The 25798-nt window shown below is 69.3% G+C and carries 26 protein-coding genes and 3 pseudogenes; 12 read left to right on the top strand and 17 right to left on the bottom strand.

Going from position 1 to position 25798, the window contains the following annotated elements:
• Positions 1 to 4 precede the first annotated feature (4 nt).
• The 3 genes from OG223_RS01830 to OG223_RS01820 are packed head-to-tail and all read left to right on the top strand — an operon-like array spanning position 5 to position 3723.
• Positions 5 to 577, top strand: coding sequence for a hypothetical protein (locus OG223_RS01830; RefSeq protein ID WP_329241334.1), 573 nt, complete (start codon positions 5 to 7; stop codon positions 575 to 577).
• A gap of 10 nt (positions 578 to 587) precedes the next feature.
• Complete coding sequence (locus tag OG223_RS01825) at positions 588 to 1868, top strand: hypothetical protein (protein ID WP_329241331.1); 1281 nt, start codon at positions 588 to 590, stop codon at positions 1866 to 1868.
• Between the two features lie 34 nt (positions 1869 to 1902).
• The gene (locus OG223_RS01820) at positions 1903 to 3723 is read left to right on the top strand and encodes a DUF2272 domain-containing protein (RefSeq protein WP_329241329.1); all 1821 of its coding nucleotides are present in this window, start codon (positions 1903 to 1905) and stop codon (positions 3721 to 3723) included.
• Positions 3724 to 3836: 113 nt separating this feature from the next.
• Here OG223_RS01820 and OG223_RS01815 read toward each other — a convergent pair whose 3' ends face one another.
• The 5 genes and pseudogenes from OG223_RS01815 to OG223_RS01800 all read right to left on the bottom strand — a co-directional run bounded on the left by OG223_RS01815 (position 3837) and on the right by OG223_RS01800 (position 7449).
• On the bottom strand, positions 3837 to 4274 hold the full coding sequence (locus OG223_RS01815) for a nucleotidyl transferase AbiEii/AbiGii toxin family protein (protein WP_329241327.1): 438 nt from the start codon (positions 4272 to 4274) through the stop codon (positions 3837 to 3839).
• 404 nt (positions 4275 to 4678) lie between these two features.
• Positions 4679 to 4944: pseudogene (locus tag OG223_RS53885) on the bottom strand (IS630 family transposase); the annotation flags it as partial.
• A gap of 327 nt (positions 4945 to 5271) precedes the next feature.
• Entirely contained in the window at positions 5272 to 6585 is a 1314-nt protein-coding gene (locus OG223_RS01810) for a replication-associated recombination protein A (protein WP_329241324.1), read from the bottom strand.
• Positions 6586 to 6688: 103 nt separating this feature from the next.
• Entirely contained in the window at positions 6689 to 7057 is a 369-nt protein-coding gene (locus OG223_RS01805; RefSeq protein WP_329241321.1) for an MmcQ/YjbR family DNA-binding protein, read from the bottom strand.
• Positions 7054 to 7449: an MmcQ/YjbR family DNA-binding protein gene (locus tag OG223_RS01800; RefSeq protein WP_329241318.1), complete on the bottom strand. Its 396-nt coding sequence runs from the start codon at positions 7447 to 7449 to the stop codon at positions 7054 to 7056. Before OG223_RS01800 ends, OG223_RS01805 begins: the two co-directional genes overlap by 4 nt.
• Before the next feature lie 194 nt (positions 7450 to 7643).
• Here OG223_RS01800 and OG223_RS01795 point away from each other — a divergent pair, with 194 nt between their 5' ends.
• Positions 7644 to 8474: a helix-turn-helix domain-containing protein gene (locus tag OG223_RS01795; RefSeq protein ID WP_329241316.1), complete on the top strand. Its 831-nt coding sequence runs from the start codon at positions 7644 to 7646 to the stop codon at positions 8472 to 8474.
• Positions 8475 to 8973: 499 nt separating this feature from the next.
• Here OG223_RS01795 and OG223_RS01790 read toward each other — a convergent pair whose 3' ends face one another.
• Positions 8974 to 9264, bottom strand: coding sequence for a hypothetical protein (locus OG223_RS01790; protein WP_329265085.1), 291 nt, complete (start codon positions 9262 to 9264; stop codon positions 8974 to 8976).
• 333 nt (positions 9265 to 9597) lie between these two features.
• On the opposite strand from OG223_RS01790, the gene OG223_RS01785 reads away from it, so the two are divergent.
• Positions 9598 to 10455, top strand: a complete 858-nt coding sequence (locus OG223_RS01785) for a lysozyme (protein WP_329241314.1) — start codon at positions 9598 to 9600, stop codon at positions 10453 to 10455.
• A 92-nt stretch (positions 10456 to 10547) separates the two neighbouring features.
• Here OG223_RS01785 and OG223_RS01780 read toward each other — a convergent pair.
• From OG223_RS01780 to OG223_RS01755, 6 genes and pseudogenes are all read right to left on the bottom strand, one after another.
• Positions 10548 to 10727, bottom strand: a pseudogene (locus OG223_RS01780) (cation acetate symporter); the annotation flags it as partial.
• Positions 10728 to 10794: 67 nt separating this feature from the next.
• Positions 10795 to 11088 carry a DUF1330 domain-containing protein gene (locus OG223_RS01775; RefSeq protein WP_329241311.1) on the bottom strand — a complete coding sequence of 98 codons (294 nt, stop codon included), beginning with the start codon at positions 11086 to 11088 and terminating at the stop codon, positions 10795 to 10797.
• 33 nt (positions 11089 to 11121) lie between these two features.
• Positions 11122 to 12522, bottom strand: a complete 1401-nt coding sequence (locus OG223_RS01770) for an MFS transporter (protein WP_329241309.1) — start codon at positions 12520 to 12522, stop codon at positions 11122 to 11124.
• 26 nt (positions 12523 to 12548) lie between these two features.
• Entirely contained in the window at positions 12549 to 13007 is a 459-nt protein-coding gene (locus OG223_RS01765; RefSeq protein WP_329241307.1) for a MarR family winged helix-turn-helix transcriptional regulator, read from the bottom strand.
• Between the two features lie 195 nt (positions 13008 to 13202).
• Positions 13203 to 13520: pseudogene (locus OG223_RS01760) on the bottom strand (helix-turn-helix domain-containing protein); the annotation flags it as partial.
• Positions 13521 to 13612: 92 nt separating this feature from the next.
• The gene (locus OG223_RS01755) at positions 13613 to 14443 is read right to left on the bottom strand and encodes a class I SAM-dependent methyltransferase (protein ID WP_329241304.1); all 831 of its coding nucleotides are present in this window, start codon (positions 14441 to 14443) and stop codon (positions 13613 to 13615) included.
• 61 nt (positions 14444 to 14504) lie between these two features.
• Here OG223_RS01755 and OG223_RS01750 point away from each other — a divergent pair, with 61 nt between their 5' ends.
• Complete coding sequence (locus OG223_RS01750; RefSeq protein ID WP_329241301.1) at positions 14505 to 15104, top strand: TetR/AcrR family transcriptional regulator; 600 nt, start codon at positions 14505 to 14507, stop codon at positions 15102 to 15104.
• 354 nt (positions 15105 to 15458) lie between these two features.
• Here the strand turns inward: OG223_RS01750 and OG223_RS01745 are convergent, their stop codons facing one another.
• Positions 15459 to 16016: a helix-turn-helix domain-containing protein gene (locus OG223_RS01745; RefSeq protein ID WP_329241298.1), complete on the bottom strand. Its 558-nt coding sequence runs from the start codon at positions 16014 to 16016 to the stop codon at positions 15459 to 15461.
• A gap of 53 nt (positions 16017 to 16069) precedes the next feature.
• On the opposite strand from OG223_RS01745, the gene OG223_RS01740 reads away from it, so the two are divergent.
• Entirely contained in the window at positions 16070 to 17377 is a 1308-nt protein-coding gene (locus OG223_RS01740) for an alpha/beta hydrolase (protein WP_329241295.1), read from the top strand.
• Positions 17378 to 17677: 300 nt separating this feature from the next.
• Here the strand turns inward: OG223_RS01740 and OG223_RS01735 are convergent, their stop codons facing one another.
• Both OG223_RS01735 and OG223_RS01730 read right to left on the bottom strand, forming a co-directional pair.
• The gene (locus tag OG223_RS01735) at positions 17678 to 18016 is read right to left on the bottom strand and encodes a thioredoxin family protein (protein WP_329241294.1); all 339 of its coding nucleotides are present in this window, start codon (positions 18014 to 18016) and stop codon (positions 17678 to 17680) included.
• 547 nt (positions 18017 to 18563) lie between these two features.
• Entirely contained in the window at positions 18564 to 19703 is a 1140-nt protein-coding gene (locus tag OG223_RS01730; protein WP_329241291.1) for a PucR family transcriptional regulator, read from the bottom strand.
• An 87-nt stretch (positions 19704 to 19790) separates the two neighbouring features.
• On the opposite strand from OG223_RS01730, the gene OG223_RS01725 reads away from it, so the two are divergent.
• The 5 genes from OG223_RS01725 to OG223_RS01705 all read left to right on the top strand — a co-directional run bounded on the left by OG223_RS01725 (position 19791) and on the right by OG223_RS01705 (position 23718).
• Positions 19791 to 20846 carry a ferredoxin reductase gene (locus tag OG223_RS01725; protein WP_329241289.1) on the top strand — a complete coding sequence of 352 codons (1056 nt, stop codon included), beginning with the start codon at positions 19791 to 19793 and terminating at the stop codon, positions 20844 to 20846.
• Positions 20847 to 20853: 7 nt separating this feature from the next.
• Positions 20854 to 21972, top strand: coding sequence for a fatty acid desaturase family protein (locus tag OG223_RS01720; RefSeq protein WP_329241286.1), 1119 nt, complete (start codon positions 20854 to 20856; stop codon positions 21970 to 21972).
• 82 nt (positions 21973 to 22054) lie between these two features.
• Positions 22055 to 22282, top strand: coding sequence for a hypothetical protein (locus tag OG223_RS01715; protein WP_329241283.1), 228 nt, complete (start codon positions 22055 to 22057; stop codon positions 22280 to 22282).
• A gap of 207 nt (positions 22283 to 22489) precedes the next feature.
• A complete protein-coding gene (locus tag OG223_RS01710; RefSeq protein ID WP_329241281.1) occupies positions 22490 to 23518 on the top strand; it encodes a phosphotransferase in 1029 nt (342 codons plus the stop codon).
• Between the two features lie 41 nt (positions 23519 to 23559).
• Positions 23560 to 23718: a hypothetical protein gene (locus tag OG223_RS01705; protein WP_329241279.1), complete on the top strand. Its 159-nt coding sequence runs from the start codon at positions 23560 to 23562 to the stop codon at positions 23716 to 23718.
• A 575-nt stretch (positions 23719 to 24293) separates the two neighbouring features.
• Here the strand turns inward: OG223_RS01705 and OG223_RS01700 are convergent.
• Together OG223_RS01700 and OG223_RS01695 are read right to left on the bottom strand one after the other, a co-directional pair.
• Positions 24294 to 24446 carry a hypothetical protein gene (locus OG223_RS01700; protein ID WP_329241276.1) on the bottom strand — a complete coding sequence of 51 codons (153 nt, stop codon included), beginning with the start codon at positions 24444 to 24446 and terminating at the stop codon, positions 24294 to 24296.
• The gene (locus OG223_RS01695; protein ID WP_329241273.1) at positions 24421 to 25431 is read right to left on the bottom strand and encodes a hypothetical protein; all 1011 of its coding nucleotides are present in this window, start codon (positions 25429 to 25431) and stop codon (positions 24421 to 24423) included. The genes OG223_RS01700 and OG223_RS01695 overlap by 26 nt, the downstream gene beginning before the upstream one ends.
• Between the last annotated feature and the right edge of the window lie 367 nt (positions 25432 to 25798).

The raw sequence follows: 25798 nt of genomic DNA, 5'->3' as shown, positions 1-25798 counted from the left end.
AACCATGACGCAACCTCCGACGCCGCCGCCGGACCCGGCCTCCAAGCCGGCCAAGGCCCCTCCACGCAAGGCAACTGCTCGCAAGCCCACTGCCCCCAAAGCGCCGCCACCGGCCCCCGCGCCCTCGTCACCCGACATCGTCAACGCGATCACTGCACTGACGACGTTCCTGCACAAGGGCTCCCAGACACGTGACCCGCAGGCATTCAGCCCCAGGCAACTGAACATCGAGCGCGATTTCCGGGACCTGCTGGCCGGGCTCGGGCGCGGCGGTTCGGACTCGCCCGGCCGACTCGTGCGCCCGGTGCTGTCGGACGGACTCCTGGAACTCGGTGCGCCGCTCCCCGACGAAGCGGTCAGCATCGGCGGCTTCAACCGCAGCGGCAGGAGGAACCACGAAGTCTGGCGCGTGAAGGTGGCCGAGGCCACCAAGTACCCCGGTGATCCGACCCACCTCCGCCACGAAGACATCGTGGTCGACCGCGTCGTACGACTGCGCGTGTTCGACGCAAGCGGGCGGCGGATCCTGACGGGAATCCCGAAGATCGCCAACACCCCGTCCCGGCCCACCACCTGAGGAGACGACCATGTTCCGCACGCTTGCGCGCCTGCTGGCCGACTCCGGATTCGACACCAACGAGTTCTTCAGGATCCATCCGCTCCAGCTCAGCCGCTGGCTGGAGGAGGCATGGGCCGAGGGCGGCCAGGCCGACTGGCCCGGTTTCGAGACCTCCCCGACGGGTGTCACCCCGGAAGTCGTGGCCCGCGTCCAACTGCCCGGCGAAGTGAGCGGCGGGCTGCTCGCCGACCTGCGTTCCGGGATCGCGATCCCCGGTGAGTTCTCCCTGCCACCCGCACCCGCCACGGGCATCGACACCGGCGCCGCACTGCCGTGGGACCACCTGATCTACGCCTTCCTGGTCGAGAGCACCGGTGTCGCGGAGATCCTCCGGGAGGTCGTCCGCCGCTATGTGGTGGGCGAGACACTCGAAGCCGTCAGCGACACGACCTACAGTTGGGTCCGGGCCACCGAGGAGTTGTTCTTCCGCGATCCCCCGCTCTTCTCCGTCACCGGCACCACGAGCGCGCTACGACCTGATCCACTCGTCAACCGTCGCAACGCCTACTGGCGGATGTTCGCGATGGACCTCCCGCACCAGCCACGCGGGATCCCGGGTCAGCCGTGGAAGTCCGACGTCGGAGCGTCCGCGAACCTCCGGTTCGGCGAGGTGTGGATCGAACTGCTGCGCCAGGTCTGGGTCGCGTTCGTGAACGACAGCAACTCCGTCGGCGCCAACCCCACCGACGCCGGCTACATCGCCTACCTGTGCCAGACGCTCTCCGAGATGATGGGGATGCGCCGGCGGGCCGGGATGCTCGCCCGTGAGGAGTTCGGTCACGTCGTCACCATGAGCTGGTTCCACCTGCTGCTGGAGACCGAGAACGACGTGGTGCAGGACCTGCAGGCAGGGGCGGGCGCCGCCGGAAACGCCGCGGACCGGCTCGCCCGGATCGCGCAGCGGGTGGGCATCACACCCCCGCGCCGCGCCCGTGAGCTGTTCGAGCTCGCCGATCTGGTCTCGCCGGTGCTGATGTTCATCGAGGCCGGCCGGTTCAACGAGCCCAGTGATGCCGAGTTGCTGTTCCGCAGCGGCTCCCCGCAACCGGTGGTGCGCGACACCATGAACCGCATCATCGACCACTGGCAGTCCGCCACCGGGGAGCCGATCAAGGAACCGGGAGTCCGGGTGGTCAACGGCCCGCCCCCGTCGTCCTCGCAGCCCGTCCGGCTGCCGAGCGCCCATCTGCCCGCGGCACCCGACGCCGCGAGGAACAGCACGAACGGCTCCGCACCCGCGCGGCTCTGAGCCGACCGACACCCCTTGAGACCGGGAGGCGACGATGACCCGCCCGCAGAGCTGGGACTGGACCGAGTCCCTCACCGCCGATCCACCGTCCTCCGCACAGCAGCCCCCGAACTGGGTCGCCCAGGAAGTGTTCCGGCCCGCCGAACAAGGGGCCGGCAATGGGGAGTCGGGGCCGGAGATGTCCCTGGCCGAGTTCACCGCCGAGGTGCGCGACGACACCTTTGCCCCGGAGATCTCCGACGAGGCCGAGGCCGAGTCCGGGGAAGTGGAACTGGCCGAGTGGGAACTGGCCGGAAACCCGGTCCAGGACGAGGCGTTCCCGTCCGGGCTGATACTGATACCGACCACGGGTGCCACCGCCAAGGAAGCGGAACACTGGGATCCCAACGTAACCGGACTCCCGCTCTACGCCACCGGTCCGACCGTCCGCCCACAGAAGCTCGCTCCGAACTTCACCGTCGGTGAACTCGTGAGCAGTGGCGGAGCCGCCGCCGACGTCGCCAGGATCTCTCCCGCGCTGGTGCGCTGCCTGCAGGCGCTGCGCGACCGGCTGGGCAAACCCGTCACGATCAGCTCCGGGTACCGGTCCTGGGCGCGCAACGTGGCCGTGTACCACGCCCGGGGAGCCACCCCGACCCGCAGCCGGCACTGCAGTGGTCAGGCCGCCGACATCAGCGTCGCGGGCATGTCCGGACTCGACCTGGCCAAGGCCGCGCTGGACGCGTGCGGCCGGGACATCGCGGTCGGGATCGGCGTCACCTACGCCCACATGGACGTCCGCGGCAGATGGGCCCGCTGGTCCTACGCCTCAGGGGACGCGGCGAAACGCGACATCGCCGCGATCGACGCTCACCGCGCCGGGCTGGGTACCACCCCGCCCCCGACGGCAGGTTCGCCCTACGTCCCCGTCCCCCGCGGTGCACCTGGCGTCGGTGTCCCGAGCGTCGGCCCGTTACGGGCCAGGATCGCGCAGTTCGCCGAACAGGAGCGGACCCGGTGGGGAAACGGGGCCCGCGTCGAAACCGAATCAGCGATGACATCGACGCTCCAGGACTACTACCGCACCGGCGTCGGGAGCACGGTGACCGCGTCGGACCTGCAGAGCAGTTCGTGGCAGAGCGGCCATCCATGGAGCGCGGTCTTCATCAGTTGGGTGATGCGCCAAGCCGGCGCGGGCAGCGCCTTCGCCTACAGCACGGCACATCGCGAGTACGTGAGCGCCGCCAAACGCAACGCCGAGACGGGCAACACCGCCAACCCCTTCTGGGCTTACCCGGTCGAGAAGATCGCCCCCGAGGTCGGCGACCTGGTCTGCGCCGATCGGGACGGTGGCAGCGGATGCGGCGGTGTCACCTACGCGACGGTCGACAACGGCACGGCGTGGTCGACGCACTGCGACGTCGTCACCGCCGTGGACCGGGCCGGACGCAAGCTCACCGCCGTCGGCGGCAACGTCAGTGATTCGGTGAAGGCCAAGACGATCGCGATCGACGCGCAGGGCTTCGTGGTACCCCAGCAATCCGGGCAGACCTGCCGGTACTTCGCCATCGTCAAGGTTCGCGAAGGCACGCCCTCCGCACCCCAACAGGAGTCGGGACCGGCCGCACCGGCCAGCGTGCTCGACCCCGACGCCACAGCCCGGGCGATCCGTCTGAACACCTCGTACGCCACCGCTCTGCGCTGGAGCGAGCACCTCGCCGCCATCACCCGACTGATCGCATCACCCGGATCGACCCCGGCCGACGTCACCTTCGCCCATTCCGTGGCGCAATGGCAGCGCGCCCGAGGACTGACACCGGACGGGGTCATCGGACCGGACTCCTGGAACGAAATGGTGAAGGTGATCAACCGCTGACGACGGCCAGAGGCAATGCTCATGACCCTGTGAGGGTCGCTGCATTCCATGTGTGAGTGGCGGCATCGCCCCCAAGGAGCGTGTTCGCGAAGGTGGTGACCTGGCGGACGACGTCAACAAAGCGTTCGGGGTACCCGGTTGCGGCGGGACCCTGCCGACGGCGCCAGGCGGTGTACGAGGTCTGGCGACGCTCGCCGAGGTCGCTGATGGCGGTGCTGAGGGGTTTCAGGGTGATGGCGCGGTGTGCGGCGCCGGCGGTCAGCGCGGTGGTGAGTTCCCGGCCGTCGAGGTCGTTGAGGGTGAGCAGGCGGTAGAGGTTCGTCCTCCTCGCGAATGGGCAACGCCTTGAGCGTCGCGGGATCGCATACGACTCCGTCGTCGATCTCGGTGGCGGCGATGGCCGCGATCCTGTGGACGATCTCGGTTTCGGTGCCGGGGAACGAGCGGCCGAGGATGTCGATGTCGCGGGTCATCCGGCGTGCGCCGAACCGGGCGAGGAGCAGGCCCCCCTTGAGGACGAAGTGTTCGCGGCCGAGGGGCGATGCGGCCAAGCGGTAGAGGAAGCGTTCGAGGACGTAATCGACCGTGATCTCGTCCGTGGGTCGGCTGGTGCGGCGGGGCAGACATCCGATGCCGTTGATCTGTCAAGCGGCAGCGGGGCGTACTGCGCCACTACGGTCGACGGATAGGAGACCGTGGGGCGACTTGTCCCGCTGTGGGGATGTCGTCGATGAGCTCATGTCATGCAGGGCCAGGGCGGACTCGCCGCACACGACGGTGCGCGAAGCCCGCGCACACGGCCGGCAGATCCGTGTGCGCGGTCTCCGGCGAGTCTGCCCGCCGGTAGCCCCCGGGACAGGTCGTCTGTCTCTCCCGCCGCGACCAGGGACGCCAGATCACGCGGGAGAGCAGGGCCTGACGTGCCTGCGCCGTCGTGAACGTGGGGGAGAGGGAGGTCGGCCGCTGCCTCCAGGGAGCGCAGTTGATCGGCGCCGAGCTCGCAGCGGGCGTCACCGGCCCCCTTGGAGACCAGTGCCTGGCGACCGTCCGGGGCGAGAGCCCGGCGCCAGCGGTTCGCCGACATCCGCGTCACTCTGAACCGCCGGACCACCTCTGCGTCGCTGGCCCCTGCCTCAATCAAGTCAGGCGCTACGAGCCGGGGGCCCGCTCACGCCGAGCCCGCTCCTCGGCCGTCAGCCCACCGCTATCGGGGTACCTCATTCCTCTGGCACAGCGCGGCCCGCACTGACCGTCACGACCCCACGTAACCCGCACGGGGTGATCGGATCTCATATGTCGCGTGTGCGCCGGGTCCCACGTGGCCCGCCCGGAGGGCGAGGTGAGGGTGTTAGGCAGGGCGTGTGCCGACTTCCTTGATGGCCTTCGACAGTGAAGTTGGTCGTGCGCAGCGCGCTGACCTGCGTCGACTGGGTTGGATGTCAACACGGCGATCGATAGCGTGGATCACCGGGTCGGAGGAGATGCTGGATGCGGACGGTGCATGACATCTGCCGTGGGTTGGCTCTGGACGCTGCCCACGTGTCCGCGTCAGCCGCTGCGTCGGCGGGCGCGCAAGGCGTTCCAGTGCCGTAGCCGTTCGCTGATCTGCGCTTCATAGCCGTTGCGGGTGGGCTGGAAGTACGTCTCGTGGTCCATGCCGTCGGGGAAGTAGTCGTCACCGGAAAAGCCGTCGGTGGTGTCCGGGTCGTACTGGTAGTCCTTGCCGTAGCCGAGGTCCTTCATCAGCCGGGTCGGGGCGTTGAGGATGTGGGCGGGCGGCATGAGTGAGCCGGTGCGGCGGGCAGCGCGGTGTGCGGCGTTGAAGCCGCGGTAGACGGCGATGGACTTGGGTGCGGTGGCGAGGTAGACGACGGCCTGGGCGATCGCCAACTCGCCCTCGGGGGAGCCGAGTCGCTCGTACACGTCCCAGGCGGCGAGGGCCTGCTGGACGGCGTGCGGGTCGGCCATGCCGATGTCCTCGTTCGCGAAGCGGGCCAGGCGGCGGGCCACGAACAGGGGGTCCTCGCCGCCGTCGAGCATGCGGGCGAGCCAGTACAGGGCCGCGTCCGGGTCGGAGCCGCGCATGGACTTGTGCAGCGCGGAGATCAGGTTGTAGTGGCCCTCCTGCGCCTTGTCGTACAGCGGGGCCCGCTGCTGGATGTGGTGGGCGAGCCCGGCGGTGTCCAGAGGAGTCTCGGTGTCCGGGAGGGCCTGGAGCTGTTCGGCCATGTTGAGGAGGTAGCGGCCGTCGCCGTCCGCCATGGCGATCAGGGCGCGGCGGGTGTCGTCCTCCAGCGGCAGCCGGTGGCCGGTGAGCTGCTCGGCGCGGTCGAGGAGCGTGGACAGTGCGGCTTCGTCGAGGCGTTTGAGGACGAGGACCTGGGTGCGGGAGAGGAGGGCGCCGTTGAGTTCGAAGCTCGGGTTCTCCGTGGTGGCGCCGATCAGGGTGATCGTGCCGTCCTCGACGTAGGGAAGGAAGCTGTCCTGCTGGGCACGGTTGAAGCGGTGGATCTCGTCGACGAACAGCAGGGTCCCCTGGCCGATGCCCCGCCGGCTGCGTGCGGCGGCGAACACTTTCCGCAGCTCGGCCACGCCGGAGAAGGTGGCCGACACCGGTTCGAAGGCCAGGTTGCTGCCGTCGGCGAGAAGCCGGGCGATGGTGGTCTTCCCGACGCCGGGCGGCCCCCACAGGATGGCGGAGCTGAGGCGCTGCTGGGCGACCATGCGGCCCAGTGGAGCGTCCGGGGCAAGGAGGTGGTCCTGCCCGACGACCTCTTCCAGTCGGGTGGGGCGCAGGCGGTCAGCGAGGGGCCGGGCGGGCTCCTCGCCGAAGAGCGGCAGAGTCGCTTCGGTCGGTTCCATCGGTCTCTCGGGTGGTGGGAGGCGGGCGTCTGCGGATATGACGAGCCTTGCACGGGACACTGACAGGCGGGGACTCAGCCGCTCGAGGGAAAGCTCGCGGCGCTCATCGGGCACCGGGGCGGTCGCGTCGCGGCAGCCGCTTGGTGACCAGGTCGTAGGAGTTCTCGACCGCGTCGGTGACCAACCGCTCGGTGATGCCGGGACCAGGACCCAGGGAGATCCAGTGCCGTTTGTCGAGGTAGTGGCCCGGGGTGATCGAGGCGTAGCCGCGTTCTTGCGCGCGGGCGTGTTCGGGTTCGCACTTGACCGTGATGATCTGGTCGTCCGGGTCGTCGGTGACGATCAGGAACACCTTGCCCGCGACCTTGTACACGTCGAGTCCGGGAGTGAAGGGATATCCGTGGCTGACGTCGGGGAGGGTCAATGCCGCCTGGCGGGCGGTGTCCTGGAGCCGGTCGCCGGCCGCGCTCATCGGGCCGCCCACCTTCCGCTGCCGTACGCGTGCGGGTCGACGGGCTGCTCCGCCTTGGGCAGGTGAGCGACGACGAGCCGGTATGACTCGGTGACGAGCTCCCCGACGAGCTCCTTGTCGACGCCTGCCCCGCCCTCCAGCGTGATCCAGTGCTTCTTGTTCATGTGGTAGCCCGGGGTGATGTGGCTGTACTGCTCCCGCAGGGCTTGGGCCTCACCGGGTTCCGCCTTGAGGATCACGACGGGACGCCCCGGGACCTCGGTCATCAGCATGAACACCTTGCCGCGCACCTTGAAGACCTCCCATCCGGGGCCGAAGGGATGCTCCAGCGCTGCTCCGGGAAGTCCTTCGGCGCAGTCGACGGCGGTCTTGTGCAGGTCCGTTCCGTTCATGGGGCGATGCCTTCCTCAAGAGGGTGGTCACGGCGGCACGTCCCATCCTTCCCTCGAACCCGACAAGGAGGGCGGTAGGCTGCGGACACGTGATGGTCGACAAGCGACACTCCGGGCCGAACAGGCAGGCCGGACCAGATGCGGTTCCGCTGTACGGTTTCCAGCCCCCGGTCGGTACTCCCTACGGCCTTGAGGTGAGTACCGTCGAGGACTTCTTCGCCCAGCACGACGACTGGCCGTGGAACCCGCCCCGTCCGGGCCGTGCCACCTTCCACTACCTGATCCTGGTCACCGAGGGTGAGTTGCGGCACGACGTCGACTACGTCACGCGGACCGTCGCCCCCGGCCAGTGGCTGTGGGTGCGTCCCGGGCACGCGCAGTGCTGGCATCCGCCCGGCGCGGCCCGCGGCCCGTTCATCCTGTTCGAACCGGACGTACTGCGGCCCGACCTCGCCCGCCTCCTGGCCCAGCTCACCGCACACGAGGCCCCCGCCGTGCTCAGCCCGCACCCCGACGACACCGCCTGGCTCCAGCAGACGGCGCTCCAGCTCCTGGACGAACACCGCGCACTGGGGCGCCGCCCCCTCGACATCCACCACGCCCTGCGGCGCAGCCTGCTCGAATCGCTGCTGCTGCGCCTGGCCAACTCCCCGGACATCGCCCTCGATGGCACGGCCGCGGCCGGCACGGGCCGTGCCGACAGGTACGGACGCTTCCTGGACGCCCTGGAACTGCACTTTCGCGAGCTGCACCAAGCCGCGGACTACGCCGAGCTGCTCGGCTGCTCGGTCCGCACCCTCAGCCGTGCCGCCCGGGACGCCACCGGCAAGGGGGTGCGTGAACTCATCGACGAGCGGCGCCTCCTGGAAGCCCGCCGCCTGCTGGGAGCTGCCCGGTGGGATGCCCGGACGGTGGCCGTCCATCTCGGCTTCACCGACCCCGCGAACTTCGGCCGCTTCTTCCGCGACCGCACCGGTCTCACCCCGGCCGCCTTCGCGGCCCGCGCAGCGAGGACCGACGCGTGACGGATACGCGGCTGACGCCCCTTGCCCGTCAGGAGACAATGGCTGTCGTCGCAGTCTGCGCGTTGTCGCACCGCTCACCTGTCGAGAGCCCGCGCCGGATGAACTCCTCGCGGGTCGCGTTGGAGGCACGCGACACAGCCGCATGCCCCACCGACATGTCGAACCCGTGGAAGCCCGCTCTGCGGATGCTGTGCTGGGGCACCGCGATCGTGTCCGTACTCGGCGTCGGCCGTGGACACGCCGAGTTGAGCGAGGGACTGGAGCCCCGGGTTGGCGAGATCCCTGAAGTGGGCGGTTCTGAAAGGGAGTTCGGCAGGGGAGAGGGGTGGGTGCCGCCGGGGTGCCCCGTCTGTGGTCGAGCCGGTGCTGGATGCGAGGCGGTGTGCGACGCAGGGCTGTCTCGGCTCGCGGACATCGAGAGAAGTGGGCGCTTCGCCCGATGTCCGCCTCCATGCGTCAGGCCCCTGTCAGAGCGGCCGCCCCGCAGCCGATGACCGGTTCACGCGGCGCCGATGACCCCGGGGGAGACGAATCGCCTGTGCAGCGGGCAGAACTCGCTCTCCGGCTCGCCGGTGATGCCCGCCTTCTCGACCGCAGGAGCCAGCCGTTCGCTGAAGAAGGTCTGGAAGGCCTGTTCAGAGTCCCAGACGTCGGTCACGTTGAGTCCCTGGGTGTCGAACCACGCCACGTGGACCTGACCACCGGCAGGGGCGGTTTCCTCCCAACTCGCGGTGTCCCGGACGATGTTGTACTGCTCGGGGGTGACTCCGGCCCAGCGCATGAACATCACGACAGCCAATTTCCGCTCCTCGTTCGTCTCGTCTACGACCAGCCCGCACGCCGGCCCACGGCCGATCACCGGCACCCGCGAATCCGCGCTCGCCGGTCGTGGTGGCTTGAGCATCGTCCTGCGCGACAGGCACCCGGCGAAGGGCGTACAGAGGTGCGGCGGAGCGGCGGTTCACTCTTCGCGCCCGGTGGTCAACGGCCCGAACGTCCACACAGACATCCGGTGCTACGGCCCCTCCGCTCCGTCCGCCGCCGGCCCCGGCCGGCCGCTGCGGTGCCCGGGGCGGCGTCATTGGCGGTACATGACGTGCGACTCGGCGCGACCGAGGATCAGATGGATGCCATGCGAAGATCCATATCATCCCGGTACGGCCGTTCGCGCCTGCGTCTGGCCGTGGTCCTGTCCGGCATCCTCCTGACCGCGGCCGGAGTGCCCGCCACGCCCGCCGCGACCGCGGCGACGGAACCCGCGCCTGTGCGCGGCAGCGCGTACATGGGCATCGGCGTCATGGCCCACGACGGAATCACCGGTACGCCCGATGTGGTCCCCCCGGCCACACGGGCCGGGCAGACCGAGGGCGTCGACGTCTCCAGCCACCAGCGTGACGTGGCCTGGTCCACCCTGTGGAGCAGCGGCACCCGATGGGCCTACACGAAGGCCACGGAAGGCACCTCCTACCGGAACCCCTACTTCGGCGGGCAGTACGAGGCCGCCTACGACATCGGTATGGTCCGCGGGGCCTACCACTTCGCCACGCCGGATTCCGGCAGCGGCACCGCCCAGGCGGACTACTTCGTCGACCACGGCGGTGCCTGGTCCGCCGACGGCCGCACGCTTCCCGGCGCCCTCGACATCGAGTGGAACCCCTACGGGGACTCCTGCTACGGCAAGTCCGCCGCCGGCATGGTGACTTGGATCGGTGACTTCCTCGGCCGCTACCGGGCCCGCACCGGCCGCGACGCGGTCATCTACACCTCCACCAGTTGGTGGACCCTCTGCACGGGCGGCTACCGCGGCTTCGGTTCCACCAACCCCCTGTGGGTCGCCCGGTACGCCACCTCGCCGGGGACGCTCCCGGCGGGCTGGTCGGCGTACACGATGTGGCAGTACACCTCGTCGGGGGCGACGGTCGGCGATCACGACAGGTTCAACGGTTCCCCGGACACGCTGGGGGAGTTCGCAACCGGATGACGAAGCCGTCTGCCGGGCGGGCCTGAGGAAGGCTCCGTAGGCCCGCACCGGCCCGGTCCGTACCGGCCACGGCACGCTCGCCGTCGGCCGCTGCGGGGATGCGGTGGTCCGTCGAGCAGGACGGGTTCGAGGGTCTCGTAGCGGTTGCGTTCGCGTGGAATGGTCCTGCGGCCCGACAGGAGGGTGCCGAGCAGGCCGCGCAGGAAGCCTGCCGGGACGGAGACCAAGGCGGTGGTGGTGAAGGGGAACCAGGTGAAGTCGGCTTCGGGGAAGGTGGGAACACGACCCGGGATGTGGCCGCAGTCGGCTTCGTGTTCGTCGCCGACGCAGCCTCGATCGTCAGTCGAGGCCTTCGATGATGCGGAAGTCGCGCTCGACGCCGTCGGAGAGGGCGACCAGCGCCTCCTGGTAGGCCGCACTCTCGTGCGCCGCGACGGCCTGCTCGAAGCTGTCGAACTCGATCAGGACGGTGCGCTCGGCGATTCCGGCGTCATGCGCCACGACCCGACCGCCACGGGCGAGGACCCGACCGCCCCCGGCCTTGACGGCCGGAGCGGCCAGCTTGTTGTAAGCAGCCAGCTTCTCAGGGTCTGAAATGGTGCGGTAGGCGCTGACCCAGTAGCCCTTGGGCATGGAACCTCCAGTGTTGGGACGAGTGCATCTGACTTACGGGTTGGTCTCGGACGAGCGTCGGCGGGCGAGGGCGAGGCTGGCCATCGTCGTGATCGCCATCGCGGCGACGCCGACCAGCGCCGCGGTCGTGTAGGCGTCGTCGTTCGGGAAGAGGCGGCCCGTGGCGGTGCCGGCGGCCAGGACCAGACCGCCGATGGCGCTGCCCAGGGAGTACCCGACGCTGCGGACGACGTAGTTGAAGCTCATGGCGCTCGACGTCTCGCTCTTGGGGGTGACGGCCAGGATGACGCCGGGCATGGCGGCCGAGAAGCTGCCGACGCCGAAGCCCAGCACGCCCATGGCCGCGAGCAGTTCGGCCAGGTTGGACCGGGCGGTGGCGAACAGGACGAACCCGCCGCCGACGATGGCGGCGCTGCCGGCCAGGAGCAGGGGGCCGTCGATCCGTGTCCGGACCCGCGGCGTGAGCTTGCCGGCGACGAACCCCAGCACGGAGAACGGGATGAGGACCAGCCCCGCCACGAAGGTGGTCAGTCCGAAGCCGTAGCCGGCGCTGCGCGGCGTCTGCGCGTAGCGGGTGATGAGCGTGAGCAGGAGGTACATGCCGCTCCCGCCGACGAACATGGCGATGTTCGCCCCGGCGACCGCCGGGTGCCGTACCGCCCGGACGTCGACCAGGGGCGTCTTGGTTCGCAGTTCGGAAACGGTCCAGACGCAGAGCAGGAGTACGGCGGCGACGGCAAGGGGCACCGCCACGGCGAGGTGTCGGCTCCACAGGCTCCTCTCGCCGGCCAGGAACAGGACGAGGAGCAGTCCACCCGCCAGGACGAGCGCACCGGCCACGTTCACGTGAGCGGAGCGGCCTTCGGGAGCTGCGGGCATGGAGCGCCACGCGGTCACGAAGGCGATGGCGGTGACGAGCAGGCCGAGGCCGTAGGCGGCCCGCAGTCCGCCGAACTCGGCGAGCAGCGCGGCCAGCGGGTAGCCGACGCCGGCTCCGATGATGGAGACCACTGAGATCAGGGCGATCGTGGGCGCGCTGCGCTCCTCGGGAAGATGGTCGCGGGCCACGCCCATCATCAGCGCCGTGAGACCGAGTCCGACGCCTTGGGCCGCTCTGCCCACGAGCAGCCAGGCGAACGGCAGCGGCAGCACGGTGAGCGCGCTGCCGACGACGACGATCGCCAGCGTGGCGAGAATCGTGGCCCGCCGGTGCGGACCGGCTCCGAGCCGGCCGAGGACGGGTGTGGCGACGGCGCCGCTGAGCAGCGCGATGGTCAGCGTCCACTGCGCGCTGTCGAGGGAGACGTGGAACGTGGTCGCCACGCTGGTGACGAGCGGTGTCCCGAGGCTGGCGACCGCCGCCACGACCAGGGCGATGAACATCAAGGCGGGGACCAGCAGACGAGCCTCGGAACGTATCTGGGCAGTGCTCATGGGCTGGTCATGAGCCTGGGCCGCGGTCACCGGTCCGACTCCTCTCGGGCGTGGCTTTCGAGCTCCGCGAGATGCAGCAGCGCCGGAAGGGCTGCTGCCAAGGCCTCGACCTCGTCACCGGTGAGTTCGTCGATCAACCGCGCGTACGCGTCGACGCCCGCCCGGCGTCGCGTCCGGACGTACGACGCGCCGGCCTCGGTCAGGCACACCAGCGTGACCCGCTTGTCGGACGGATCGCCCTTCCGCTCGACCAGCCCGGATTCCTCCATCACCCGGACCAGGACGGTCATCGCGGGCTGGGTGACGCCCTCGGCCACCGCCAGATCGGTGATCCGTCGCGGGCCGGTCTTGTCCAGGGTGGCCAAGGTGGCGGCGGACGTCAGGCTCATGTCGCGGGGAAGGCGTCTCGCGGCCCTGGTGGCCAGACCGTAGAGGGCTGACCCGATGGCATCGGAAGCGCCGTGCGCGGTGTCTCGGCGACTCATGCCTGAAGCATAGCGGCTTTATATGAATCCTTTATGCATCTCCCGGTCGGGGTTCGCCGATACTTGATTTACAACGCGTTATTTACAACGCGTTCGCGTAAAGATGCACGGCGTCGGTTGTGATCGCCCTGTTGATCCCTTCGGAGGCGGCGTTGGTGACGCCGGTCGTGATTGCGGCGAGGATCTGCGGCCACCACGTGCTGACGTGCGTTCCTGGACGTGCTCGTGCAGCCGCTCGTTGGCGGCCAGTTCGGCCTTTCCTTGCGCGATCGAGGCACGGTAGGCGAGTTGTCCGTTGCGCGTGGGGGTGTCGCGCCGGAGTTCCCGCGAGATCGTCGGCGGCTGCCTGCCCGGCCTGCGGGCGATCTTCCGCACCCCTGAGTCCTGGACGTTCAGCAGAGCGATCTCTTCGCGCTCTCAGAAGGAGAGATATCTGTCCGACACCGGGCCGAGCTGGATTGACGGCATCCCGCCACGTTCCCGGAACCACCTACTTCCCACTGGCCCCGGGACGCCGCAGGTGGTGTCGGTTGGCGCCGTGAACGACCCGGATTGAGGCGTATGGATGTCGGTGAGTTCCGGCAATACCGGGGGACTTGCGGTGGTCAGGCCGTGTTGGAGCGGGTCGAGGTGATCACGACGGATGTGTAGGGCATGGTGGCGTGGCCGCCGAGCTTGTCGATCGCGGTCCCGGCGCTGTTCAGGACCTCCGCCATTTTGTCTGTGGGGAGTTGGGTGAGGCCGCCGAAGGTGGGGAGTTGGTCGAGCCACTCCTCTCGGGAGTAGGTGCGCTCCCAGGAGAAGCGCCACTGTTCCGGCTCGCTGAAGGAGCCGGTCTGCCGGATCCCGTCGGCGATTTTCGCGAACAGTGGCTGGTAGGCGTCCACCGCCGATCCTCTCAGCGGGCCGGGGTTGAACGGGGAATCGGGGGCGACCCGTTGGAGGGCTTCGGCGAGGGCGTCGATCACCTCGGCCGGGAGCTGGGGGACGTGGTGGAAGGGGGCGAGCCGGCCGCCGGGCCGGAGCACCTGGGCCGCCTTGGCCGCGCCGGCGACGGGGTCCACCCAGTGCCAGGCGGTACCGGCGATGACCGCGTCGAACTGCCGCCCGGCCGGCTGCCAGTCCTCGAACCTGGCGACCTCGACCTCGACACCGCTGCGTCGCGCGAAGGCGGCCATCCGCTCGTCGGGCTCGACACCGAGCACCGTGCAGCCGGCCGCCTGGAATTGCCGGGCCGCGATACCGGTCCCGGCTCCGACGTCGAGGACGTGCCGACCGGGGCTCGCCGCGATGATCCTGTCCACCAGGGCCTCGGGATACGGCGGTCGGGCGCGGTCGTAGCGTTCGGCGTCCACGCCGAACGACTCGGCTGTCTGCCGGTGGCGATGGGGCTCGGGTCCGGACTTGTCCGGCTGTCCCTGCGATAAAGTGGGCATGCGCCCACGGTAATGGGCGGTTGCCCATTTGTTAAGGCGGGGTGGCGCGGAAGGGGAGACAATGCCGTCAGGGGTGCACATCCACAACGTGCGCGGCCAGTTGTTCGAAGCCGCCGAGCGCGTCCTGCTCCGGGACGGGCCCGACGCGTTGACCAGCCGGGCGGTCACGGAGGAGGCGAACTGTGCCAAGGGTGTGCTGCACCGGCACTTCACCGACTTCGACGCCTTCCTGGCGGAACTGGTCCTCGACCGCGTCCGTGGCATCGAGGACCGAACCACGACTCTGCGTGCCGCCGCCGGCACCGGGAGCGTGGCGGACAACCTCGCCGACGCCCTGCAGGACCTGTTCGGGCCGGTCACGGTGGCAATCGTCGCGCTCATCACCTTCCGTGACGGCCTCCGCGCCCGGCTGCGCGAGGCCGGTCTGGCCGGCATCCCACTGGCCGTGCAGGGCACCGCCATGATCGCCGCATACCTCACCGCCGAGCGGGAGTTGGGGCGCCTGGCCGGTGACGCCGACATCGACACACTCGCCCCTACCCTCGTCGGGGCCGGGCACCTGCTGTTCGCCGACCGGACAAGCGCCCCACCGCAGACCGCCGCCGTCCGCAAGATGGTGACCACCGTCATCGCCGGCGCCTTGCGACCACCCCAGTCGTGACCTGAGCCCCCAGGTCGCACGTCGCCCCGCCCGCCCCTGCCCGGGTCTCATAGGCCTCCACAGCGAATACTTCGCAGGCCAAGCGCCAGATGCCTGGGGAGACCCCCGGAGCAGGTACGGCTTCGACCCGAGCAAGGGGTGGCCCTCTTCAAGGAGCGTCATCACCGGGCCCCGCAACGGCTCAACTGCTCGGCAGCGTTGCTGAAACTCACCGACATTTCTGCAGCCGACCAGGATCAAGCGTTCACGGAACTCACTGTCCCGTCTCTGTCGACCTGGCCCCCGTCTCAAGTGATCTGGTCTGATTCGCTCGTCATCTCAGATGATCTGGTTCACCGTGAGCGGCGGTGTCGGCTACAGCGGTTCTTGCTGTTCGGCCTGTTCGGCCTGTTCTGCGGGGAACAGGATGGGGCTGAGGAGGTATCGGGTACGTTCCCTCGACGCCTCGTTGGCGAGGAGGGGCGCGATGGCGGCCTGCATCGCGCCGATCAGTGCTACGAGCTCGTCCCTGCTGAGCCAGATTGCGTGCTGCCGATAGCCGACGAGGTCGTCCACGGGATCGCTGCCTTCGCGCTCCAGGTAAGCGCCGAACTCCGCGACCAGGGCGGCCATGGCGGCAGCGAATGCCCGCTCGTGGTGCTGCGGGGTGAGCGCACGCGCGGTTTCCGCGTCGATGCCCGCGCGTTCCTGCCGCAGCCGGTATCGGCGTTCGACGGCGCCCCGCACCCGCCGTTCGTCGGCGACGTCCAGGATGCCGCCCGCGGCGAGAAGGTCGACGTGCCGGTAGACGGTCGCCTTGGACACGTCCGGGATCAGAGCGCACAGCTGCCCGGTGGTCAGGACCCGCCCACCGCGCAGTGCGTGGACCACGCGGAGGCGGACAGGATGCGCCAGCAGTTCCAAGGTGTCCATGACCCAACTTTCTCACGCATGCTACCTTTCTCAAATCTAAGAAAGGTGAGGGGATGCAGACTGCGGAGGAGACCGCCGTGCTGGTGGTCGCGTGGGCGCGCGATGCCCGTTTCAGGGAGATCGCTGCGCTGTTCGCCCCGCCGTTGCGTGCCGCGCTGACCGCCGAGACACTCCAAGCGGCCTGGCTCGCCGAGACCGCGGGAACCGGTCTGGTCACGGACCTCGGCGAACCGTCGAGCGAGAGCCTGCGGCCGGACCTGATCCGTGTCAGCGTTCCCGTGGTCTGCGAGCGGGGACAGTTCACCGCCGTCATGTCGGTCGACTCCGCCGGCCTGCTGAACGGGCTGCGCCTCGCACCCCCTGCCTGCGAACCATGGACGGCGCCCTCCTACGCGGATCCGGACTCCTTCGAGGAGCACGACGTCACCGTCGGAGCCGGTGCTCTCGCCGTGGCCGGCACCGTCACCGTTCCGCGTGGCGACGGCCCGTGGCCCGGGGTCGTGCTGCTGAGCGGCGGAGGTCCCTTCGACCGGGACGCGACCAGCGGACCCAACAAGCCCCTCAAGGACCTCGCCTGGGGTCTGGCCAGCCGCGGCGTGGCAGTGCTGCGCCACGACAAGGTGACCTTCACACACGCGGCGGAGGTCGCCGCCGCAGACGACTTCACGATGACACGGGAGTACGTCCCCTACGCCGTTGCCGCCGTGCGCCTGCTCCAGGAGGAGCCGCGCGTCGATGCCGGCCGGGTGTTCGTCGCCGGGCACAGCATGGGCGGCAAGGTCGCTCCAAGGGTCGCTGAGACCGAGCCGTCCGTCGCGGGCGTCGTGATTCTGGCGGGCGACGCCGAACCCATGCACCGGGCGGCCGTCCGGGTCGTGGGCCACCTCGCCGCCCTCGCCCCAGGCCCGCACTCCGAGGCGGTCCTCGCGGAGATCACCCGTCAGGCCGCGACCGTCGAGACCGCCCTTTCACCCCGTACGCCCCGGGAGGACCTGCCCTTCAGCCTTCCTGCCTCGTACTGGCTGGACCTGCGCTCTTACGACCCGGTTGCTACCGCCGCCCGCCTGGACAAGCCGCTGCTGATCCTTCAGGGCGGCCGCGACTACCAGGTCACCGTCGAGCATGACTTGTCCCTCTGGCGAGAGGGACTGGCCGGGCGTCCGGACATCACCATCCAGATCCATGAAGCCGACGACCACCTCTTCTTCCCAGGGACAGGACCGTCGACGCCCGCCGGGTACATGGCACCCCAGCACGTCGACGCGGCGGTCATCGCGGACGTCGCCGCATGGCTGGACTGTCGGCTTCAGCACGAACCCTGCAACCGGGCGAAAACGCCCCAGGCGAACCAGATCACCTGAGACGGACACAGGTATCCCCTCTCCCCGGACCAGATCATCTGAGATCTTCAATGCCTCCCCGTCTCACTTGAACTGGTCGATCCAGGTCAGAGCCGGTCTCGGAGACCAGATCCTTTGCGACGGGACACTCACCGTCAGGCGTTGCCGCTTCCCACCGACACAATCAGACGCCCCGTCATCGCCGTCGTCCACTCTGTCAGTCGCCCCATCGGACACCTCCATGATCGAGGTGTTGCGACGACGCGTTGAATCTGCCGACGAGACGTGACGGGCGTCGGGGCCACGTGCCGCAGCGGCCGCTCAGAGGTGGCCGTCCAGGAACTTCCGTATCTCGGCGATGGTCATAGGCCCCGTGCCGTGCGCCACCGCCTCTCCCTCCTTCAGCAGGACGTAGGACGGGGCTCCGGTGATCCCGTATCGCTCGGTTGCGGCCGGACACCGGGTGATATCGGCACGGACGGCCGTCAGGCGGCCCGTGTAGTCGTCGGCGATGCCACCCACGACGAGGTCCATCACCCGGCAGGGCTCGATTGCCTTGGGCCATGTCCCGGTGAAGTATGCGAGGACCGGAACTCCGCTCATCCCGAGGATGAAATTGAACTCCGCGTCCTCACGGGGTCGGTGAACCCGGTTCGCCATGGGAGCTCCTGATCTCACGTTCCGTCATTCCATCCCCATCATCCCTCGCGCGGTGCGCCAGGCCGGCCCGGGCGGTCGTCCGGTCGACCTGTCGGAAGGGAGGCACGGGGCCGTCACGGAACCACGGTGGTCCCCGGTGCGAGCGGCCCGGCCCCCCGCCCCTGGTGACCCGGCCTGGCCGCCCCGCCGGTAACCCGGATGCAGCCCGCCGCCCGCCCGTGGGTCAGCCTGTGCCAGAACAGCGCCCTCCACTAGGATTTGAAAGCCGTTTTCAGGGCGTAGCGGCCCAGATCGCCGACCAGATGCTCGATGAGTGGGCCGGTGCGCATCGTCCACCGGATCCAGTCGAGCCGTATCCGCCGTCGCGTTTGTCAGAAGCAGCGCCTCCGACGGGCTTCTCGAGGCCCAGTCCGGTCGTCACTCAACCCCCGGTCTCAGCCGGCCAATACCGCTCTTCCCCGGGCCGCAGGAGCGGCTGACGGCACCGAGAACGCGGAGCGATTCCTGGTCCGCTCACCGACGCGGTCGTGGACGGTCGAAGTACGCGTCATCTGACCCCAAGACCGACCGCCAGCGTCAGTTCGAGGACCCGGTGTGGCGACGCGAGATCCGGAAACAGCTCCCGTAGCTGCGACATCCGGTACCGGACCGTCTGGGGATGGACGAACAACGCCGCGGCCACCTCGTCCCGCCTGCCCTGGTGCAGCAGCCACTCCCGCAACGTCTCCTCCAGACGCCGTGCGGTCGCGACAGGCAGGGTCCGCAACGGTGCGAGGGCTCGGGCCCGCAGGTCTGCGAGCGCGTCCGCGTCGGCGCTCAGCACCAGCTCGGGCAGGTGGTCCTCGGTGTCGCGAATATCAGGGGAGAGGGAGCGCGCGCGTACGGCTCGTGCGTACGAGGCGGACGCACGAGTCCATGGCCGGGCCGGGCCGACCACGGCGGTGCGGTCGGTCAGCTGCCGCAAGAGATGCGTTCGGTCGGCATCGGGGACGAGCAGCACACCGGTGGCGTCCGGCAGGTCGTCGAGGACGAGGGTGCTCGGGTCGAGCGCGCGGTAGGCAGGCCGCGCCTGGGCGGCGGGCAGCAGGACCGCGGTCAGCGAAACCGGAGGCTGCCACCCGGCCCGTTGAGCAGAGGCCAGCAGCACGTCCGGGCTCGCGCCGGCGAGGAGGTCGCGGGCCAGGTGTTCGAGGTGACGCTCGAGGTCCCTGCCCCTGGCGGCCAGTTCGTCAGCGTGGCCCGCGGCGCTCGCGGCGGAGAGCTCGTCGATGTAGGCGAAGGTCAGCTCGGCGAACTTGGCGACCTCGGCGGCGGGCAGACCTGCCGGTACGGCACCCGCTGCCAGGCATCGCCAGGCCACGCGGGCGCCGACGCGGTAGGCGCCGAGCAGGGCGTCCATCGAACGGCCGTCGCGCACCTCGCCGCGGCCCAGCTCGTAGGCCGCGTCACCGGCGTCGCCGCCTGTGGCGTTCCCGCTCGCCAGGTCCAGGTAGTGCCCCAGGGCGGTGCGGACGGATCGGCGGATGGTGCCGCCCATGCGGCCCGAAAGGGCGTTGGCGTAGGGAGGGACTTCGTCGATGATCGCCTCGACGACCTCGTCGGCGGTGGCCTTCAGCGCGGCCCGCATTGCCGTGACCGTCGTCTCATCCAGGGCCAGTTCGCTGGCCCTCCGAATTGCATGACTCACGTTTTTGTTCCCTGCGAACAATTCAGCCGACCAGATTCACGTCCTGCGGTCAGGACTTTACGCCCTGAGGCGCAGCAAGCTGAAGTCATGACGAGTACAGCCCTCCGCACCAGGGCGTGGAAACTGCTGGAGATGGTCACGACGCCGCTGCTGCCGTCGGACTACCTCGACCTGGTCAGCCCGCTGCGTGCGGGCGCCGACCTGCGTGGGCGCATCGAGGCCGTGCACCCCGAGACGGGTGACGCCGCGACCATCGTGATCAGACCGGGACGGGGCTGGCGCGGCCACACGGCCGGTCAATATGTGCGGATCGGGGTCGACGTCGACGGGGTGCGCCTGTGGCGTGCCTACTCCCTCACCTCGCCGACAGACCGCCAGGACGGCCGCGTCACGATCACCGTGAAGGCGATCCCGGACGGCAAGGTCAGCAACCACCTGGTCCGCAGCGCGAAACCGGGCACGCTGATCCAACTCGACCAGCCGACCGGTGACTTCGTGCTGCCGCAGACCAAGCCCGCCAAGGTGCTCTACCTGACGGCCGGCAGTGGCATCACGCCCGTGATGGGCATGCTGCGCGACACCGAGTTCGACGACGTCGTCATGGTCCACTGCGCGCCACAGCCGCAGGACGTGATCTTCCGCAGCGAACTGCACGACCTGGTCGCGGACAAGAAGCTGCGGCTCACCGAGGTGCACACCGACACGGACGGCAAGCTCGACATCGCCCGTCTCGACGAACTCGTGCCCGACTGGGCCGAGCGCGAGACCTGGGCCTGCGGGCCCGCAGGCCTGCTCGACGCCGCCGAGGAGCACTGGAGCGAGCACGGCGTACAAGAGCGCCTGCACACCGAACGCTTCCGCCCCAGCATCGTCGTCACCGGCGACGGCGGCGAGGTCACGTTCAGCGCCACCGGCAAGACCGTCGACGCGGACGGCGCCACGCCGTTGCTGGACATCGGCGAGGAGGCCGGCGTGCTCATGCCTTCCGGTTGCCGCATGGGCATCTGCTTCGGCTGCGTCACGCCGCTCAAGGCGGGCGCCGTCCGCGACCTGCGCACCGGCGAGATCACCGAGGCCGAGCCGGGCGTCCTCATCCAGACCTGCGTGTCCGCCGCCGCGGGCCCCTGCGACATCGAACGGTAGGAGCACCTTGACCGCCACCGACCCCACCGCCCACCTGACCGCAGCGCAGATCGAGGAGCTCGGCCGCGAGCTCGACGCGATCCGCGACGAGGTGATCGCCGGCCGCGGCGAGAAAGACGCCGCCTACATCCGCAAGGTCATCTCGGCGCAGCGCAAGCTCGAGCTGGCCAGCAGGGGCGTGCTGCTGTTCTCGCTCTTCCCTCCCGCGTGGGTGCTCGGCACCGCCGGTCTGTCCGTGGCGAAGATCATGGACAACATGGAGATCGGCCACAACATCCTGCACGGCCAGTGGGACTGGATGCGCGACCCGAAGATCCACTCCACCACCTGGGAGTGGGACCACGTCTCGCCGTCCGAGCAGTGGAAGCACTCGCACAACGAGCTGCACCACACGTACACCAACGTGATCGGCAAGGACAACGACCTCGGCTACGGCATCATGCGCGTCGACGAGGACCAGAGGTGGCACCCGTTCCACCTCGGCCAGCCGCTGTGGAACTTCATCAACGCCTGCTTCTTCGAGTACGGCATCGCGGCGTACGACCTGGAACTCGGCAAGAACCTGCAAAAGCGCCGCCGCAAGAACCCGGAATTCCGCGAGCGGGCCAAGGCCGTGGGCCGCAAGATCCGCAAGCAGGTGCTCAAGGACTACGTCATCCACCCGCTGCTGTCGGGGCCGTCGTTCCTCCCCACGCTCGCCGCCACGTTCACCGCGAACCTGGTCCGCAACGTCTGGACCCACTCGGTGATCATGTGCGGGCACTTCCCCGAGGGCGTGCAGGTCTTCGAGCGCCGGTCGATCAAGGGCGAGACGCGCGGCCAGTGGTACCTGCGCCAGATGATGGGCTCGGCGAACATCAGCGGCAGCAAGGCCATGCACTTCATGACCGGCAACCTCTCCCACCAGATCGAGCACCACCTGTTCCCGGACCTGCCGAGCAACCGGTACGCCGAGGTCGCGGTGAAGGTGCGCGCGCTGTTCGAGAAGTACGAGCTGGAGTACGTCACCGGGCCACTGCCCAAGCAGGTGTTCTCCGCGTGGCACAAGGTCTTCCGGCTCTCACTGCCGAACAAGAAGCCCCAGGTCAAGACACCGGACCGCGAGCAGGAGCTCGTCGCGGCCTGAATCCCGGTATTGGTTCAGATCTTCCGGTCCTACCGCCGTCGCAGCCGGGGGTGGCCTCGCCCGTTTCGCCGCTTGCCTCGCGGTGACGGACTCCTCGCTGACCGACAACAGGGCAGGCCAAGCCGGCGGCGGCATCTACAACAACGCCGAGGCGAATCTGCAGAACGTCACACTGCTGAACAACACCGGTGGGCTCTACCGGGCCCGCGGCGCGACCATCACCCGCGCCGCGGACACCGTCTGGCAGAACCCCGACTCGCCCAACTGCGCCGGTGTCACGACCGTCTCCTCCGCGTGGCTTCGTAGGTGAGAACGGAGAGCGATTGTTGATCGTGGCCAGCACCGCTTCGTGATCGAGCTGTCCAGGAATGTTGATGAGAACTGGCAGCGCCCCGGAGGCAGTCCCAGATGTCTCCCCGCCCGCCCTGCGAGTTCGCGGTCCTCGGCGGCATGGAGCAGGACGGCCAGTTGTGCGCAGTAGCCGCACGCTCGTTCGGCTCCGTGGAAGGATGAGCGCATGTGGTTGCGACTGCCATTCGGGGATGAGTTACGGGCCCATCTGGGATCGCCCAGGCGCTCTCGCAGACTGGACAGCAGCCCTCGCTCACGCGTGTGGCGCGTCGAGTTGCCGGAGGCAACGGCGGTGGTGAAGCAGATCGTCGACGGTCCTGATGCCGACGAGCGATACGCCCGCGAGGTGGCCGCCCTGCGGCTCGCCGCCCGAGCTGAAATTCCGGTAGTGCCCGTGTTGCTGGCCACCGATCCCGGCGAGCGGGTCTTGGTGCTGGAGCACCTGGATCACCGACGCCCGGCCGGCGACTGGATCGTCGGCTATGCAACCGCGTTGGCACGGCTGCATGCCACCGCCCGGCCGGAGGACGGTGGGGTACTTCCCCGGTGGCAGGGCCCGAACCAGGCCGATATCGAGTCTTTCCTGCGGCTGGCCGAGGCTTTGGAGCTTCCTGTCACCTCGGGCGTGTCCGGCGAACTTCATGACCTCGTGAACCGGCTCGGCCAAGCATCCGGGCATGCCCTTCTCCACGGGGATCCTTGTCCCGGTAACGATCTCCACACCGCCACGGGGATCCGATTCATCGACTTCGAGCAAGCGTCACTGGGCAGCGGCTTGATGGAGCTCGCCTACCTGCGCATCGGATTTCCGACCTGCTGGTGTGTCACTTCAGCGTCGGAGCCGCTACTGGAACGGGCGGAGAGCGCATACCGCAACGAGTGGCGCACCCTGACCGGCTCCGATGCCCAAGACGGACTCGCGGACGCATGCGCCGGATGGCTGCTCCGCGGCGACGCGCTGGTTGAGCGGGCACGCCGCGAAAGCACTGATCACCTGGCCCGAATTCCGCACCGGGACTGGAAGTGGGGCACCGCGACCGCCCGGCAACGGCTCGTCCACCGGCTCGGTGTCGTAGGCCAGATGACGGCCGATCACACCTGTCTTGGCGGCGTGAGCAGCCTCAGCACCGTTATGCGCCAACGAATGCTCGCTCGCTGGCCCACGCTTCAGCCAGTCCCGACAAAGCGACCATAGAGGCCGGCTCACACCCCCAGAATCGCCGACGAGTCACTGGCATGCCGACCTGTCTCGTGCCCGGCGGCAGCATCTGGTCGATCAACGGCTTGAACGGATCCAGCCGGGTCGCCCTCGGTGGAAGCTGCTTCCTCGGCTCCGGCCAGGCCGACGGCAACGCCTTCTGCACCGTCAAGAACTCCACGCCGTACTTCCGCTGAAGAGCACGGTTCGACAGGCCCTGACGCGAATCGCGGCGGATCGCCGGGTACAGATGGACCTTGGACTTCGGCAGCACCCCGGCCCCCTCGTCGTGCGCTGCCGCAGTCGAGCACAGACGAGCCCGTAGGCGCCGCGGAAGCCATCAATCTGAAAGGCTGGCAGTAAGGCTGCTGATCGCTGCCACCGTTGCCTACGACGTCCAGGATGCGGCGGCCGCTCCAAGAGACTCAGACGGCCATCCAGGACGTTGCCCGCCTGGCGGGCGGCCTCGCCGACGCGGGCTAGAGCACCGAGATCGGGGCGGGAGCCGGCTTTGTCGGCGCGTCGGTCGGCCCAGTGGTCAGCGGCATTGTGGGCGGTGTCCTCGGTCGCGTGGTCGGCGGCAGCATCGGCAGAGGCGCATGGTGGACGGGATCGAGGATCGGTTGCAGATGAGGACCTGGCCGGAGGGGCTGTCCAGAAAGGGGCGTCGACCGTGACTGTCCGGTCTTACGGGCACGCTGTGGGCACGGGCTGCGAGGACTGGTGGTCGGAGTGCCTGCACGAACGGGCAGTGCGTTCGGCCCGGCCCCGGTCACGAGATGACGGGGTCGAGATAGAAGAGTTCGTTCGAGAACTGACGTGAGTTCAGGCGCAGCCACTGGTGGGGCATCGTGCCCTCGTCGGGGCGGCGGAGATCGACGTAGAAGCCGGTGCCGATGTCACGCAGCATCGTCACGTCGGGCATCAACGGGTCCGGGTGCTCCAGGACGAAGCCCTGGGTGTCGCGCTGGGGGCCGCCCGGAGTGGGGGAGCCGTCCGCACCGTGGCAGTCCCAGATGTTCATCAGCTCGCCGCCGCTGGACGACTGTCCCCGGTCCACGTCGAGGCACTTGCCGCTCTGGGTACTGACGATGTGGTTCAGCGGCGCGGCCCCCGGTCGGCGTGATGCGCCAACGCTGGTTGGCTCCGCCGGTCTGGTGGTACGTGATCAGGTGCGAACCGTTGCCCGTGGCCTCGCCCGCGACGTCGAGGACGACCGGGTCGGGGGTGTCCGGGTGGATCGTCACCTCCTGCGCCTCACCACCGGCGCGCAGTCCCCGGAAGGCCACCGGCCAGTGGTCGCTGGCGCCGTTGGGGAGCACGGTGCCGTGCCAGTTGTCGGTGTCGACGTTGGAGACCATGTAGTCGAGCTCGGTGCCCGATTCGCGGGTGGCTCTGCCGGTGTTGTAGATGTGGGCTTCGTTCTGTGCGGCGATGCCGCGCGTGACCGTGGGATCCCGGTTGAAGTCGGCGAGCAGCGCCCAGTTGCGGATGCCCGCCGCATTCGCTCTCGCCCGGACCGCGGGCACCATGAACCGCACGTCCCAGCCGCCGCCGCTGAGCGCGTGGGAGGAGGCGAACAGGATGTCGTCGTCCCGGTTCGCCACGGCGAGGATGTTGCGCTCACCGCGCGGATTGGTGACGTCGAACACGTCGGCCGGGGCCGGTTCCCAGGTGGTTGTCATCGCGATGCGCAGAACGGTGGGCCGGTCGCCGTTCAGGATGGTGAGGTAGCGGAGGCCGGCGCGACCCTGGTCCCAGGCGTAGGCGTCGATTCTTCCCCTGGTCCACAGGTGTGTCACGCCGGCCGGGGGAGCCGCGGGTACTTCCTGAAGGGCGACGACGACGTCCTGGGTCTGGGCCAACTGCCAGGCAAGGGCCCAGCCGTTGTCCGCACCGGATCTGCACATGTTCCAGGTGGCCGGCCGATGGCTGTCGGGGTCGGCCTGCTCGTCCTGTCCCGCCGGACAGGACGAGCAGGCCGCACATCAGGAGACAGGTCGTCAGGAAGGCGGTCAGGCGGTGTCCCATCCGTGAGCCGCCGTGTGTGGCCGCCCGGGTGTCTCCGGTCGGTGTGGTCGATGGTGCCGTGCTGTTCATCGGGTGTCGCACGCCTCGGATCCGTCGGGTGTCACCCGTGTCGCGGGTGACGGTGGGCCGGAGCCTGGCAGGCCGTGGTGGAAGGAAAGTGCGCCCGATGTGCCCGGGGTCCGGGGCGTTCGGTCCGGGCCGGGCGAGCGGTCACTTCACGCCCACAAGCGCGGCCTAGCGTGGGCG

The organism is Streptomyces sp. NBC_01478 (assembly GCF_036227225.1).
Taxonomy (GTDB): domain Bacteria; phylum Actinomycetota; class Actinomycetes; order Streptomycetales; family Streptomycetaceae; genus Streptomyces.
Note: the sequence above shows the minus strand (reverse complement) of the source record. Positions and strands in the feature narration are given on the sequence as shown.